This is a genomic window from Sphingopyxis granuli NBRC 100800 (assembly GCF_001591045.1).
GTDB classification, from domain to species: Bacteria; Pseudomonadota; Alphaproteobacteria; order Sphingomonadales; family Sphingomonadaceae; genus Sphingopyxis; species Sphingopyxis granuli.
In genome coordinates, this window is the sequence record NZ_BCUA01000023.1 from 1 (window position 1) to 14,075 (window position 14,075).

A 14,075-nucleotide genomic window follows, 5' to 3' on the forward strand; every position below is an offset into this window, starting at 1 on the left:
AAGCCCGATATCTTCGCCATTTCGACGCCTCGAACGCGGAATTAATGGGTCCTGACCCTAAGGCTGCCGCCTCCTCAATCCTTCACCTCATAGCCGAAGGCCTTGCGCGCCAGCTTGACCACCGCGGGATCGCGTTCGGGCGGCGTCATCGGCACCGCAGCCTCGAGCCGCTCGGCGACATGCGTCAGCGCGGCGATCCGCGCCGCCTTCTTGTTGTTGCCGTCGATCACCTTCCACGGCGCCCAGCGCGTGTCGGTCTGCTGGAACATCTCCTCGATCGCGGCGAGATAGTCCGGGCGCTTTGCCCGGTTGCGATAATCCTCGCCCCCCGTCTTCCACCGTTTCCACGGATCGTCGAGGCGGTCGGCGAAGCGCCGGTCCTGTTCCTCCTGCGTGACGTGGACGAACAATTTGACGAGGTTGGTCGCCGATCCGGTCAGCTGCGCCTCGAACTCGTTGATCTCGTCATAGCCCTTGCGCCACTCGGCCTCGGTCGCGAAACCCTCGACGCGTTCGACGAGGACGCGCCCGTACCAGCTGCGGTCGAAGACGCAGATTTCGCGGTTTCCGGGCAGGCGCGTCCAGAAGCGCCACAGGAAATGCCGCGCCTTTTCCGCATCGTTCGGCGCGCCGATCGGCCAGACCTCGTAGAAGCGCGGGTCGAGCGAGGCGGTCATCCGCTGGATGATCCCGCCCTTGCCCGCCGCGTCCCAGCCTTCGAGCATGATGACGCTGCGCTGGCCATAGGCGATATGCGCGGCCTGGATGCGTTCGAGCCGGTCCTGCAGCGCGGCGAGGTCCTTGCCATAATCGCCCTCGTATCGGGCGCCGGTTTCATGATCGGAGAGCGAGATGGTCATGCCGCCACCCTAGCCCAGCCCCACGCGCGCGACCAAGGGGGTGATCGCATATGTCGCTATCTGATACAGCCGCGGACGCCTTTCCCGAGCGGTCAGATCAGTCCGGCGAGCAGGTCCGCGACGCGCCCGGGCACTTCCATCGGGATGAAATGGCTGTTCTGAGCCCACAGCTCGTCGCGCACCGCGCCGAGGTGCGGGCCGAGTTCGGTCCATGTCGGGCTTTGCGAGAAATCAAGCGCGCCGTCGCGCGTTCCCGCCGGGGCGCGGATCAGCGTGACAGACGCCGCGAGCGCGCCCAGCCAAGCATAGGGATCGTTCCGCAGCGCATTCTGATACATCGATGCTTCCAGCCGCGGCGGGCACGCCAGTTCATAGCCTTCGCCCGAAGCGGCGGGCAGCAGCCCGTGGGCACAATAATCGGCGAGCACCCGCGGGTCCCACCGGCTGTAGGGCAGGCGATCGGCGAAGCGCGCGCGCATCTCGTCCGCATCCGCCCACTGGTTGCGGCGGCGCGACACCGGAAATTCGGCCGGATCGGGCACCGGCGCATCGCCGCCGCCGGCATAGAGATCCGGCGCCATGATCACCGGGTCGATCAGGACGAGATGGCGAAAGGCCTCGCGCCGCTCGGCGGCGAGGCGGGTGAGGACATAGCCGCCCATGCTGTGGCCGCAGCCGACGAGCGGCCGCCCGGCAAAGCGGTCGACCAGCGGCAGCAGCGCCGCGGCATTGCCGGTCCAGTCGGACAGCGACGCCGGCCGAAAGCTGCGCCCATGGCCGCGATGATCGGGCGCGACGACATGCGTGCCGGGCGGCAGCGCCGCGACCACCCGGTCCCAGCACCGCGCATGAAAACCCGTTGCGTGGAGAAGCAGCAGCGTCGCCCCTTCCCCCGGCTGCCCCCATTCGAACCAGCAGATGTCGCCGTCGGGCGTGACGAGGCTGTGCGTGGCGGGACCCTGCTCCGTCATTTCGCCGCCTCGATGCAAGGAACACCATAAAGCGCCATCTGCCGGTCGCTCGTCACGACCATCAACCGCTCCCGCTCCGCCTGCGCCAGAATCAGATGATCGAACGGGTCGCCGTGATGAAAGGCGAGCGTATCGAGCGCGCGGATATGCTCCGCCGTCACGGGCAACAAGTCGATGCGCTGATCGTCAAGCAGCTCGGCGAAATGGCTTCCCGATTGCGCCAATTTGCCGACCCGCCATTTTATCGTGATTTCCCAAAGCGACACGATACTGACCAGCACGTCATTGTCCGCATCGGCGATCAACGCGCGCGACACGGGGCCGAGGTGCGGCGAATCCTCCAGCCACCAGATCAGCGCATGGGTGTCGAGCAGCAGCCTCATTTATACCAGTTGCGCGCGGCCTCGGTATCTTCGCCATAGAGGGCGTCGAGGAAGCCTTCGGGCCATTCGTCGAAATCGTCGGCGACCCCGGTCTTCCCCCGCAGCGCCCCCGGCTGCCGCGGCTTGGCGTTCCGCGGCGCGGGCTTGATCGTCGGCGAGCCGGCCGCATAAGCGGGCGCGGCGGTAAAGGGCATGGGCATTTCCCGCACTCCGGCTTCGGGCGACGGCGCATCGGCCAATTGCCGCAGATAATCCTTCACCAGCGCCGACAGCGACGTCCCCAGTTCCGCCGCGCGAATACGCGCGCGGCGATGCGTTTCGTCGTCGAGGGCGATAGTGACATTCTTCATGTGAAACTGCGTATCACAGTTTCACAACCATCGCAAGAGAAAGCCCGAACGGAGCGTGTCCGTCAGCCCTTCGGCCCGTCCACAAGCCGGATATGAAGTTCGCGAAGCTGCTTTTCGGTGACGGGCGCGGGGGCGCCCATCATCAGGTCCTCGGCCTTCTGGTTCATCGGGAAGACGACGACCTCGCGGATGTTCGGTTCGTCGGCGAGCAGCATCACGATGCGGTCGACCCCCGGCGCCGACCCGCCGTGCGGCGGCGCGCCGAACTTGAAGGCGTTGATCATGCCGCTGAAATTGGCATCGACATCGGCCTGCGAATAGCCGGCGATCTCGAACGCCTTGTACATGATATCGGGGCGATGGTTCCGGATCGCGCCCGACGACAGTTCGACGCCGTTGCAGACGATGTCATATTGCCAGGCGAGAATATCGAGCGGGTCCTTCGTTTCCAGCGCTTCCAGCTCGCCCTGCGGCATGCTGAACGGGTTGTGGCTGAAATCGATCTTGCCCGTATCCTCGTCGGCCTCGAACATCGGGAAATCGACGATCCAGCACAGGTCGAAGCGGTTCTGGTCGATCAGGTCCAGCTGTTCGGCGACGCGCGTGCGCGCAAGGCCCGCGAGCTTCGCCGCGACGGCTTCCTTGCCCGCCGCGAAGAACAGGCCGTCGTCGGGACCGAGGCCGAGTTCGGCGGCGAGCGCGTCCATCTTGTCCGGTCCGTGGTTCTTGGCGATCGGGCCGCCCCATTCGCCGCCCTTGCGCGTCGCATAGCCGAGCCCCGCAAAGCCTTCGCCCTGCGCCCAGGCGTTCATGTCGTCGAAGAATTTACGGCTCTTTTCCGCCGTCCCCGGCGCCGGAACCGCGCGCACCACGTCGCCCGCCGCGACGATGTCGGCGAAGCGGCCGAAACCCGATCCGGCGAAATGCGCCGACACGTCGGTGATGATCAGCGGGTTGCGCAGGTCGGGCTTGTCATTGCCATATTTCAGCATCGATTCGCGGTAGGGAATGCGCGGGAAGCTACCGGCCGGGGTCACCGCCTTGCCATTCGCGAACTCTTCGAACACGCCCGCGAGGACGGGTTCGATCGCATTGAAAACATCGTCCTGCGTGACGAAGCTCATCTCGAAATCGAGCTGATAGAATTCGCCGGGAGAGCGGTCGGCGCGCGCATCCTCGTCGCGGAAGCAGGGCGCGATCTGGAAATAGCGGTCGAAGCCCGCGACCATCAGCAGCTGCTTGAACATCTGCGGCGCCTGCGGCAGCGCATAGAATTTGCCGGGATGGACGCGGCTCGGCACCAGATAGTCGCGCGCACCCTCTGGCGACGAGGCGGTGAGGATCGGGGTCTGATATTCGGTGAAGCCCTGTTCGACCATGCGGCGGCGCAGGGAGGCGATGACGTTCGCGCGCAGCAGGATATTGGCGTGCAGCCGTTCGCGGCGCAGGTCGAGGAAGCGGTATTTCAGGCGGATATCCTCGGGATATTCCTGCTCGCCCGCGACCGGCAGCGGCAGTTCGGCGGCGGCCGACTGCACCGCGACGTCGCGCGCGCGCACCTCGATCTCGCCGGTGGGCAGGTTCGCATTCACCGTATCGGCCGAGCGCGCGACGACGTCGCCGGTGACCGTGACCACGCTTTCGGCGCGCAGTCCGTCGAGCGTCGCGAAGGCCGGGTCGCTGCTGTCGGCGACGATCTGCGTCAGGCCGTAATGATCGCGCAGGTCGACGAACAACAGCCCGCCATGGTCGCGCTTGCGGTGCACCCAGCCCGACAGGCGGACGGTCTGACCGACGTCCTGGCTGCGAAGCTGGCCGCAGTTATGGGTGCGATAGGCGTGCATTTTCGTGTCTTTCAAAGGCTGGAGAGGCGCGCCCCGGAAACGCGCCGACATGGCCGCGCCTAAGGCAATGCGGCGCGCCATTTGTCAAGGGCGGGCTGGGAAATGGGTTCGGGGCGAGCGGGGATAGGAGAAAGAAAAAAGGCGCGCAGAAGCGCAGCGACCGCAGAGATTTCGGTTCACGCGGAGACGCGGAGGCGCGGAGAAAGTCGGGCCGATAGGCCCTTCCTTTTCCTGACCTCGATTTCATCGCGAAGTTGGAGAGAGAAAAGCTGCTTCGCGGCAAGCGCTGCCTCTCCGCGCCTCCGCGTCTCCGCGTGAATTTCATTCTTTCCTCCTCTGCGGTCTCTGCGCCTCTGCGCGAATCTCCACTCTCCCCGCCGCAGCGCACGAACCGCACCGCCACCAATTTTTCCTGCCCGTCGCGGAAAAGTCGCGGTATAGGCGCCCCATGCAAATCCATCCGTTGATCGAGTCCAGCGCGGCGCTCCTTGAATTTGTCGACCTCATCAAAGACAGCGATTTCATCGCGGTCGATACCGAGTTCATGCGCGAAAATACCTTCTGGCCCGAACTGTGCCTGATCCAGATCGCGGACAGCAACCATGCCGCGGCGATCGACCCGATGGCGCCGGGCATCGACCTGCAGCCGCTGCTCGACCTGCTCGTCGACAATGAGGACGTGCTCAAGGTCTTTCATGCCGGGGGGCAGGATGTCGAAATCATCTTCAACCTGACCGGCAAGACGCCGCATTCGATCTTCGACACGCAGATCGGCCAGATGGCGCTCGGTCAGGCCGAGCAGGTCGGCTATTCGAACCTGGTCGAGGCGTGGCTGGGCGTGCAGCTCGACAAGGGCGCGCGTTTCACCGACTGGAGCCGCCGGCCGCTCGACAAGCGCCAGATCGACTATGCGATCGGCGACGTCACCCATCTCGCCAAGATCTTCCCGATGATGCTGAAGAAGCTGGTGAAGACCGGCCGCGGGCACTGGCTCGACGAAGAGATGGAAAAGCTCGCCGACCCGGCGCACTACAGCGTCGATCCGGACAAGGCGTGGCTGCGGATCAAGGCGCCGACGCGCAAGCCCGAGGTGCTCGGCCGGCTCAAGGCGCTGGCGGCGTGGCGCGAGCGCGAGGCGCGGAACAAGAATTTGCCGCGCGGCCGCATCGTCAAGGACGAGACGCTCGCCGACCTCGCCGCGCATCCGCCGAAGGATCAGGATGGGCTGGGCCGAGTGCGCGGCCTGTCGGCGACGTGGAAATCGAACGATATCGGCGGGCGGCTGATGGATGCGCTCGCCGGCGCGCAGCCGCTGGCGAAGGAAGACATGCCCGACCGCGCCCCGCGCGGGCCGGGGCTGGGCAAGGAGGGCGCGCTCGTCGCCGACCTGCTCAAGCTGCTGCTTAAGATTCGCTCGCGCGAACTCAATGTCGCGGCGCGGCTGATCGCGCGCAGCGACGATCTGGAAGCGCTCGCCGCCGGGCGCCGCGACGGTATCGCGATGATGCAGGGCTGGCGCTACGAGGTGTTCGGCCAGGCGGCGCTCGATCTGGTCGAGGGACGGATGGGTTTCGCGGTGCGGGGCGGCAAGCTGGTGATGAGCGAGATCGAGCCGGCGGCCGCCGACGCCTGACGACCGAGTTTGTTCCCCGGCGAAAGCCGGGGTCCAGAAAGTGCAGCGCTACCTCGCATGGACCCCGGCTTTCGCCGGGGAACAGTTCGTCGACGTGGCATAGTTGCCAACCTTAAGCGGCGATGCGCGCTAAAGCAGCACCAGTTCGGGCTTGGCGCCCAGCGCCTGGCCCAGCGCGCGCAGGCGGCGGTCGACCGCCTCGCCCGCCAGATGATGCCAGCCGGGATCGAGGCTGAGCTGCAGCCTGCCGTCGACGAGCGCGAGCGCGCTGGCCTTCAGCGGCGCCTCGACCCCGCCCGTCAGGCGCTGCGCAAGCCGGATCGCAAGGCCCCATTGCCGCGCGCGCTCGACCCGCTCCGCCGCGACCAGGCTGTCCATCGGGGGGAAATCCTCGTCGGCGCCGCCGAATCCGGCATGGAGCGCGCGCGCGAGCAGGATGCGGCCCGGAATGTCGATGCTGCGCCAGTTGCCGTGCAGGCCGATCTCGGTGCTCCGTTCGGCGCGGAAATCGGGGTTCGCCGACCAGGCGACGTCGCTCAGCAGGCTCGCGGCGAGCCGGATGCGGGCGTCGGCGGGGGTTTCGCTCGCGAACAGCGGCGCGATCCAGTCGGCGATCGTCCGGCCGTGCGATCCGAAGCGCGCGAGGCGACGCCCCTCGAATTCGGCGGCGGCGATCAGCGGATCCTGCGCGCGCGTCGCGGGATCGAGCGCCTGATAGAGCAGGCCCTCGCGCAGCCCCGATGAGGAGACCGTCATCTGCGGCGCGTCGATGATGTCGACGAGCGTCGCCAGCAGCATCGTCGCGTCGGGCAATGCGGCGGCGCGGTTCGACGCCATGCCGGGGATCGCGCGCAATTCCTCGAAGCTCATCCGCTTCGTCGCGCGGATCAGGCGGCGCAGCGCCGTGCGCGGGATCACATGATGATCGAGCACGGGCAGCGGATAGCGCGTCAGTTCGAAATCCAGACGCGCCAGCGCGCGCCACGAACCGCCGACCAGATAGAGCGGCAGCCCGGCCATGTCGCCCGGCCAGCCCGCCGCTTTCAGCAGCCGGCGCACCGCGCGGTCGAACGCCTGCTGCCCCTGCCCGCGCAGCGCCGGCAGGCGCAGCACGCCGAGCGGAAAGGAGGCGCGGCGGCCGACCGCGCCGTCGGCGACCTCGGCCAGTTCCAGACTGCCGCCGCCGAGGTCGACGGCGATGCCGTGCGCATCGGGAATCGCCGCCAGCACGCCGCAGCCCGCCGCCTCCGCTTCCTCGGCGCCCGACAGCAAGCGGATCTCGAGCCCCGCCTCGGCCGCGCCGGCCATGAAGTCCGCGCCGTTGGTCGCGTCGCGCACCGCGGCGGTCGCGACGCATTGCAGGTCGCCCACCTCCATCTGGCGCGCGAGCAGCGCGTAGCGGCGCAGCGCGGCGAGACCGCGCGCCGCATCCTCGGGCGCGATCGCGCCGTCGATCGCCAGGCCGCGCCCGAGCCCGGCCGGCACCTTTTCGTTGAAGATCACCGCGGGCGCGCGCGCCGCCCCTTCGTAGACGACGAGGCGGACCGAGTTCGAACCGATGTCGATGACCGCAGAGCGGAGGACGGGCAAGAGGTCAGTCCCCGCGCAGATGGACGTCGAGCGTCGGGACGTCGTGGCGCTTGTGGAGCGCGGTGCCGCGCCCCGAAAGCGATGGATTGTTCATGAAATAATGATGCAGGTTGAACGGCTTGTCGCCCGGAACCAGGCGCACATAGGTGCCGTCGGGCTGAAGCACCCAGCTTTGTTCGTTGTCGATCAGGTTCGCGACCAGCACCTGGTCGAGAATCTGGTCGTGCACGGTCGGATTCTCGATCGGGATCATATATTCGACGCGCCGGTCGAAGTTGCGCGGCATCCAGTCGGCGCTGGAGATATAGAGCTTCGCGCCGCTGTGCGGCAGGCGCGCGCCGTTGGCGAAGGCCCAGATGCGACTGTGTTCGAGGAAGCGGCCGACCACCGATTTGACGCGAATCCTCTCCGACAGGCCGGGCACGCCGGGACGCAGACAGCAGATGCCGCGCACGACGAGCTCGATCGGCACGCCCGCCGCGCTCGCTTCGTAAAGCTTGTCGATGATGTCGGGATCGACGAGGCTGTTCATCTTCGCCCACAGGCCCGACGGGCGCCCCGCCTTCGCCGCCGCGATTTCCGCGTCGATCAGCTCGCTGAGGTGCCGGCGCATGTTGAGCGGCGACATCGTCACCATTTCCAGCCGCCCGGGTTCGACGTAGCCGGTGATGTAATTGAACAGCTGCGCGGCATCGCGACCGGCGCGCGGATCGGCGGTGAAGAAGCTGAGGTCGGTGTAGATGCGCGCGGTGACCGGATGATAATTGCCGGTGCCGAAGTGGCAATAGGTGCGATACCCCTGCCCTTCGCGGCGCACGACCATCGAAATCTTGGCGTGGGTCTTCCACTCGATGAAGCCGTAGACGACCTGCACCCCGGCGCGTTCGAGCTGGTTCGCCCACAGCAGGTTCTGCTCTTCGTCGAAGCGGGCCTTCAACTCGACGATCGCCGTCACCGACTTGCCCGCCTCCGCCGCCTCGATCAGCGCGCGGATGACCGGCGACTGGTTGCCGGCGCGGTAGAGCGTCTGCTTGATCGCGACGACGTCGGGGTCCGCCGCTGCTTGGCGCAGGAAGGACAGGACGACGTCAAAGCTTTCATAGGGATGGTGGACGACGATGTCCTTGCTGCGGATCGCGGCGAAGCAGTCGCCGCCATGTTCGCGGATGCGTTCGGGAAAGCGCGGCGAATAGGCCGGGAACTTGAGGTCGGGCCGGTCGATCTCGACCAGCGCGGACAGCGCCGCGAGGCCGACGAAGCCGCCGATCTTGGCGATCGTCGCCTCATGCCCCTGAATGCCGTCGCCGAGCACCGCCGCCAGTTCCTCGGTCATGTCGGCGCCGAATTCGAGCAGGATCACGCGGCCGCGGCGACGGCGACGGATCGCGGTGCGGAACAGGCGGACGAGGTCCTCAGCCTCTTCCTCTATCTCGATATCGCTGTCGCGAATGATGCGGAACACCCCGCGCGAGCGGACGGTGAAGCCGGGGAACAGCAGGTCGGCGAAGATCTTGACCAGATATTCGACCGGCACGACGGCGCTCGCCTCGCCCGGCAGCGACACGAAACGCGGCAGCGACGGCGGAATCATCACCAGTTCGCGCACCGTCTCGCCATCCGCCTTGCGCTGGAGGTCGAAGATCACGCCCAGCCCGCGATTGGGAATGAAGGGAAAAGGATGCGCCGGGTCGAGCACCTGCGGGGTCAGGATCGGGAAGATCTGGTCGATGAAATAGGGGCGCAGCGCAGCGCGCAGCGCCTCGGGGTCCGAATCGGAACCGTGGACGACGATCCCCTGTTCGGCCAGCAGCCGATGGAGAAGCTGCCATTCGCTCTGCTGCTGATCGACGAGGCGCTTCACCTCGGCCTCGATTTCGGCGAGTTGCTGCCCCGGCGAGCGGCCGTCGGCGGACGGGTCGTCGATCCCCTGAAGCTGCTGCCCCTTCAGCCCCGCAACGCGGACCATGAAGAATTCGTCGAGGTTGCTGCCGGAGATCGACAGGAAGCGCAGGCGTTCGAGCAGCGGATGCGCGGGGTTACGCGCCTCCTCCATCACCCGCCGGTTGAAGGCGAGCCACGACAGTTCGCGGTTGAAGAAGCGTTCGGGGCCGAAGCGGGGCGGCGCCGGATCGGCGTCATTTTCGGCGCGAAGAGGGCCTGCAGCTATCGACATGTGGCGTCATCCTGCCTTTCGAGCAAATCGGGATCGATCAGCCCCTGTGACAGTAATGTTTCACGCGTAAGACGAATGCCGATGCGGCGTCTTTTTTCGAGCGAGGCCGCGTCCAGCGCGGCGACGATGCGGTGGATCATCGCATAGCTGCGCTCCATCCGCGGCACGATGTAGGAGGGAACCTCGGGCGCGATCGCCAGTCCTCGCCGCGCGAACAAGGCCTCGATCAGGTCGCGCGCCAGGCAGTCGTCAGGCTCGCCGATCGTCAGAACCGGCACCGCGCGCAGCCGCGACGCGAGGTCTGGAAGCGCGATCCCCCAGTCGGCCGGCAACGCATCGGCGATGATCAGCAGCGGCGTCCCCGACGCCTGCGCCGCGTTCCAGGCGTGGAACAGCGCCTCTTCCGAAACGCTGTCGTGCCCGTCGATGACGCGGCCGCCGGTCTCGCGAGCGAACAGGCGCCCCATCAGGCTGCGGCCCGAACCGCGCGGCCCGGTGAGCACGGCGGTCCGCACCGGCCAGGTCGCGACGTGGCGCAGGTAGCGCACCGCGTCGGCATTGCTCGTCCCGACGATCAGCGGGCCGTCGTTGGCGCCGCCAGCGCTCCAGTCGAGCGGCAGCGCGATCTGTCCCGTGGATACCGCCATCAGCGGCTGATCCTGAGCTGCCCGCCGCCTTCCTGCACCTTGAAGCCGCGCGCGGCGAGCGCCGCCTTGAGCGCGCCGAGGTCGCCGCGGAAGGTCACGCGCATCACCGACGTGCCGCCGAGCGCGAGGCTGGTGGTCGAGGCCGACTGGACCCCGGCGATGGCGCCGACCGCGCGCTCGGTCGCCGAAACCGATTCGACGTCGGACGACACATATTGGACGGTGAAGCTCTGGACGCCCGCCGGCGGGGTCGCCGAAACGCTGGCGTCGGTTTCGACGGGCAGCGTGTCGTCGCCGGCCGCATCCTCGGGCAGGTCGACCTTCTCGACCGGCTTTTCGAGGACCAGATAGGTGTCGGTCCGCAGGACGCCGGCTGCCAGCGCATTGGTATAGATGGCATCCATGCGCGCGACCGCCTTTTCCATCATGTCGGGCAGCGCGGCGGGGCTCGGCCCCGTCATGGTGAAGCTGTCGATCAGCTTGTCGTCGGGGCCGAATCGCGCGGTGAAATAGCCTTTGATGGGCCCGCCGGGATAGCTGTATTCGACGCGCGCGATCGGCATCAGCACGTCGGCGGCGCCATATTGGTCGAGGATCACCCGCCACCAGACGCGCCCCCGCCGCCCCGTCTGCCCGGCGTTGAGCAGCAGCGTATCCGCGCCTGTGCCCGCGGTGCGGACATAGTCGATCGCGCTCTGCCCCGTATTATATTCGGCCCAGGCGCGCTGCCACGCGCTGCGCTGTTCGAACACCTGCGCGATGCCATCGACCGAATAGACGGGGATGACGAGCAGCGGCGGCGAGCGCAGCGTCCGGCCGCTGACACCCAATATCTGTCCCGCGCGTACGCGATCGAACTGGATACCCAGCGTGGCGACATAGCGGCGCGGCCCGATCTGTTCCTTTTCGACGACGATCGCGGTGACGATGCCGTCGAGCACCGAATCGCCGAGCGCGGGACCGTCGCTGCCGTTGATCCGGCGATAAAGCTGCTGCCACCCCTTGCGCTGTGCCTCGCGCCACCCTTTTTCGCGCGCCTCGTCGGCATTGGCGCCGACGACGTCGACGGTGATTCCGCTGGCGAGGAAATCGCCGCTGCTGTTGATCGGGGTGATGCCGCGATTGCCGCGACTGATCTGCCCCTCGACGAGGCCGGCGACCAGAATCGCCAGCAACAGCGCGGCAAACGCGGCCCAGCGCCAGTCGCGCGGCCAGGAAATCGATCGCGAAAAGCGAGGGAACGGGAGGGAAGCGGCGGAAATCATCTCTACTCTTGGTTCAACCCTCGAAGCCGTTCCGTCCTGCCGCCACCACGGCGCCGCAACGGCGATTCCAGCATGCCCTACGCGAAAGCCATGGCCAGCGACAAGGAAATCATGGCATTTGTCGCCGGGAAGAGTTAGGCGCGCGTGCCATGGATTCCAAGCATAACCAACCCGCCTCCTATACCTATGCCCAGGCCGGGGTATCGATCGAGACCGGCAACGCGCTGGTCCGTGCCATCGCTCCGCTCGCCCGTGCGACGCGCCGCCCCGGCGCCGATGCCGACCTGGGCGGCTTCGGCGGCTTCTTCGACCTCAAGGCCGCGGGTTTCAGCGATCCGCTGCTCGTCGCGGCGAACGACGGGGTGGGCACCAAGCTCAAGCTCGCGATCGAATCGGGGCGGCACGAAGGCGTCGGCATCGACCTTGTCGCGATGTGCGCGAACGACCTGATCGTGCAGGGTGCCGAGCCGCTGTTCTTTCTCGACTATTATGCGACCGGCAAGCTCGACAACGATGTCGCGACCGCGGTCGTCGCGAGCATCGCCGAAGGATGCCGGCAGGCAGGATGCGCGCTGATCGGCGGCGAGACCGCCGAGATGCCCGGCATGTATGCCGAGGGCGATTACGATCTCGCGGGTTTCTGCGTCGGCGCTGTCGAGCGCGACCAGGTACTGACCGCCGACAAGGTCGCGGCGGGCGACGTGATCCTCGGCCTTGCGTCCTCGGGCGTGCATTCGAACGGATTTTCGCTCGTGCGCCGCCTCGCCGCCGACAAGGGATGGAAGCTGGGACGCCCGGCGCTGTTCGATCATGACGTGCTGCTGATCGACGCGCTGATGGCGCCGACGCGCATCTATGTGAAGAGCCTGCTGCCGCTGGTGAAGAGCGGCAAGTTCCACGCGCTCGCGCACATTACCGGCGGCGGGCTGCTCGAGAATATCCCGCGCGTGCTGCCGAAGACGCTGCATGCGCATGTCGATGCCGATGCGTGGGATCAGCCGCGGCTGATGGCTTTCCTGCAGGCACAGGGGAATATCGAGCCCGAGGAAATGGCGCGCACCTTCAACTGCGGGATCGGCATGGCGGTGGTGGTGGCGGAAGCCGACGCCGCCGACGTGACCGCGGCGCTGGAGGCCGCGGGCGAGACGGTGCACCGGATCGGGCATATCGCCGAGGGCGAGAAGGGCTGCACCGTGTCGGGCGGGTCGGAGACGTGGAGCGCGATGGCGGCATGGTCGGCGACGCATCATGGCTGAAATCCTCCCCACGCGTGGGGAGGTGGCAGCCGCGCAGCGGCTGACGGTGGGGGCCATCGTGGCCCGCCTGCGTGGCTTGGGGACGCGAGCCCCCTCCACCGCTTCGCGGTCCCCCTCCCCGCAAGCGGGGAGGATTTGATGACGAAAGCCCGCGTCTCCGTCCTGATCTCCGGCACCGGCACCAACATGGCGGCGCTGCTCTATGCGGCCAAGGCCGAAAGCTGCCCGTTCGAGATCGTCCTCGTCGCGAGCAACAATCCCGACGCGCCGGGCCTGACGCTCGCGGCCGCCGAGGGCATCGCGACCTGGGCGCAGTCGCACAAGGGCATGGGCCGCGATGCCTTCGACGCGCTCGTCGATGCGCAGCTCCGCGCCGCGGGGTCCGACTATGTCGCGCTCGCGGGCTATATGCGCATCCTGAGCGCCGATTTCGTCGCGCGCTGGGAGGGGCGGATGCTCAATATCCATCCGAGCCTGCTTCCCAAATACAAGGGCCTCCATACGCACCAGCAGGCGATCGACGCCGGCGACAGGTTCGGCGGATGCAGCGTCCATGTCGTGACCGCGGCGCTCGACGACGGGCCGGTGCTGGCGCAGACGCCAGTCGCGATCCTGCCCGGCGATACCGCCGACAGCCTCGCCGCGCGGGTGCTGATCGCCGAGCATCAGCTCTATGCCCCGACCCTCGCCGCCTTCGTGATGCGCGAGGCGACGCCCGACTATTGGCTTGCCCGCGTGCGCGAACTGGCGATGGCGATGCCCGAGGCCGAAGAGACGCTGTCGCACGGCATGCCCTGCTTCGGTATCGTCAAGGGCAAGAAATTCGCCTGGTTCAGCCACGATCACCACGGCGACGGACGCACCGCATTGCTCGTCAAGATCAGCGGCGCCGAGGAGCAGGCGCTGCTGATCGAGCAGGACGCGGAGCGGCATTTCCGTCCCGCCTATTTCGGCGACGGCTGGATCGGCATCCGGCTCGATATGGGCGACAACGACTGGGACGACCTTGGCGCCCGGATCGCGCGAAGCTGGCGCGCGATCGCGCCGAAGAAGCTCGCCGGGCTGATGGCGGCCGCGGACGAATTCTGACGCCGGGCGGATTG

The 14,075-nt window shown here is 67.3% G+C and carries 12 protein-coding genes; 3 read left to right on the forward strand and 9 right to left on the reverse strand.

Annotated features, from left to right (window positions below):
- Positions 1–74 precede the first annotated feature (74 nt).
- From SGR02S_RS07665 to aspS, 5 genes are all read right to left on the reverse strand, one after another.
- Entirely contained in the window at positions 75–860 is a 786-nt protein-coding gene (locus tag SGR02S_RS07665) for a polyphosphate kinase 2 family protein (RefSeq protein ID WP_067107534.1), read from the reverse strand.
- Between the two features lie 92 nt (positions 861–952).
- Positions 953–1,831 (reverse strand): alpha/beta fold hydrolase, encoded by an 879-nt coding sequence (locus SGR02S_RS07670; RefSeq protein WP_067107537.1) that lies wholly within the window; start codon positions 1,829–1,831, stop codon positions 953–955.
- On the reverse strand, positions 1,828–2,214 hold the full coding sequence (locus SGR02S_RS07675) for a type II toxin-antitoxin system VapC family toxin (RefSeq protein ID WP_067107540.1): 387 nt from the start codon (positions 2,212–2,214) through the stop codon (positions 1,828–1,830). The genes SGR02S_RS07670 and SGR02S_RS07675 overlap by 4 nt, the downstream gene beginning before the upstream one ends.
- Positions 2,211–2,564: a hypothetical protein gene (locus SGR02S_RS07680; RefSeq protein ID WP_067107542.1), complete on the reverse strand. Its 354-nt coding sequence runs from the start codon at positions 2,562–2,564 to the stop codon at positions 2,211–2,213. Before SGR02S_RS07680 ends, SGR02S_RS07675 begins: the two co-directional genes overlap by 4 nt.
- Before the next feature lie 62 nt (positions 2,565–2,626).
- Positions 2,627–4,408: an aspartate--tRNA ligase gene (gene aspS / locus SGR02S_RS07685; protein WP_067107545.1), complete on the reverse strand. Its 1,782-nt coding sequence runs from the start codon at positions 4,406–4,408 to the stop codon at positions 2,627–2,629.
- Between the two features lie 448 nt (positions 4,409–4,856).
- On the opposite strand from aspS, the gene rnd reads away from it, so the two are divergent.
- Complete coding sequence (gene rnd, locus SGR02S_RS07690; RefSeq protein WP_067107547.1) at positions 4,857–6,041, forward strand: ribonuclease D; 1,185 nt, start codon at positions 4,857–4,859, stop codon at positions 6,039–6,041.
- Between the two features lie 129 nt (positions 6,042–6,170).
- Here the strand turns inward: rnd and SGR02S_RS07695 are convergent, their stop codons facing one another.
- From SGR02S_RS07695 to SGR02S_RS07710, 4 genes are read right to left on the reverse strand one after another with little or no spacing between them, the layout of a single operon-like run.
- Entirely contained in the window at positions 6,171–7,631 is a 1,461-nt protein-coding gene (locus SGR02S_RS07695) for a Ppx/GppA family phosphatase (protein WP_067184921.1), read from the reverse strand.
- A gap of 4 nt (positions 7,632–7,635) precedes the next feature.
- Positions 7,636–9,804 carry an RNA degradosome polyphosphate kinase gene (locus tag SGR02S_RS07700; RefSeq protein ID WP_082797024.1) on the reverse strand — a complete coding sequence of 723 codons (2,169 nt, stop codon included), beginning with the start codon at positions 9,802–9,804 and terminating at the stop codon, positions 7,636–7,638.
- A complete protein-coding gene (locus tag SGR02S_RS07705; RefSeq protein WP_067107553.1) occupies positions 9,795–10,451 on the reverse strand; it encodes an HdaA/DnaA family protein in 657 nt (218 codons plus the stop codon). Before SGR02S_RS07705 ends, SGR02S_RS07700 begins: the two co-directional genes overlap by 10 nt.
- Complete coding sequence (locus tag SGR02S_RS07710; protein ID WP_067107556.1) at positions 10,451–11,716, reverse strand: hypothetical protein; 1,266 nt, start codon at positions 11,714–11,716, stop codon at positions 10,451–10,453. Before SGR02S_RS07710 ends, SGR02S_RS07705 begins: the two co-directional genes overlap by 1 nt.
- A gap of 149 nt (positions 11,717–11,865) precedes the next feature.
- Between SGR02S_RS07710 and purM the strand changes: the two genes are divergently transcribed.
- Together purM and purN are read left to right on the forward strand one after the other, a co-directional pair.
- Positions 11,866–12,972: a phosphoribosylformylglycinamidine cyclo-ligase gene (purM, locus tag SGR02S_RS07715; protein WP_067107560.1), complete on the forward strand. Its 1,107-nt coding sequence runs from the start codon at positions 11,866–11,868 to the stop codon at positions 12,970–12,972.
- 138 nt (positions 12,973–13,110) lie between these two features.
- A complete protein-coding gene (gene purN / locus SGR02S_RS07720) occupies positions 13,111–14,061 on the forward strand; it encodes a phosphoribosylglycinamide formyltransferase (protein ID WP_067107563.1) in 951 nt (316 codons plus the stop codon).
- The last annotated feature ends 14 nt before the right edge of the window (positions 14,062–14,075 follow it).

Excerpts from the sequence above, each read along its gene's own strand:
- aspS (WP_067107545.1), bottom strand. The coding sequence starts at position 4,408 with ATGCACGCCTATCGCACCCATAACTGCGGCCAGCTTCGCAGCCAGGAC.
- SGR02S_RS07680 (WP_067107542.1), bottom strand. The coding sequence starts at position 2,564 with ATGAAGAATGTCACTATCGCCCTCGACGACGAAACGCATCGCCGCGCG.
- SGR02S_RS07675 (WP_067107540.1), bottom strand. The coding sequence starts at position 2,214 with ATGAGGCTGCTGCTCGACACCCATGCGCTGATCTGGTGGCTGGAGGAT.
- SGR02S_RS07700 (WP_082797024.1), bottom strand. The coding sequence starts at position 9,804 with ATGTCGATAGCTGCAGGCCCTCTTCGCGCCGAAAATGACGCCGATCCG.
- purN (WP_067107563.1), top strand. The coding sequence starts at position 13,111 with ATGACGAAAGCCCGCGTCTCCGTCCTGATCTCCGGCACCGGCACCAAC.
- SGR02S_RS07710 (WP_067107556.1), bottom strand. The coding sequence starts at position 11,716 with ATGATTTCCGCCGCTTCCCTCCCGTTCCCTCGCTTTTCGCGATCGATT.
- SGR02S_RS07670 (WP_067107537.1), bottom strand. The coding sequence starts at position 1,831 with ATGACGGAGCAGGGTCCCGCCACGCACAGCCTCGTCACGCCCGACGGC.
- SGR02S_RS07705 (WP_067107553.1), bottom strand. The coding sequence starts at position 10,451 with ATGGCGGTATCCACGGGACAGATCGCGCTGCCGCTCGACTGGAGCGCT.
- purM (WP_067107560.1), top strand. The coding sequence starts at position 11,866 with ATGGATTCCAAGCATAACCAACCCGCCTCCTATACCTATGCCCAGGCC.
- SGR02S_RS07665 (WP_067107534.1), bottom strand. The coding sequence starts at position 860 with ATGACCATCTCGCTCTCCGATCATGAAACCGGCGCCCGATACGAGGGC.
- rnd (WP_067107547.1), top strand. The coding sequence starts at position 4,857 with ATGCAAATCCATCCGTTGATCGAGTCCAGCGCGGCGCTCCTTGAATTT.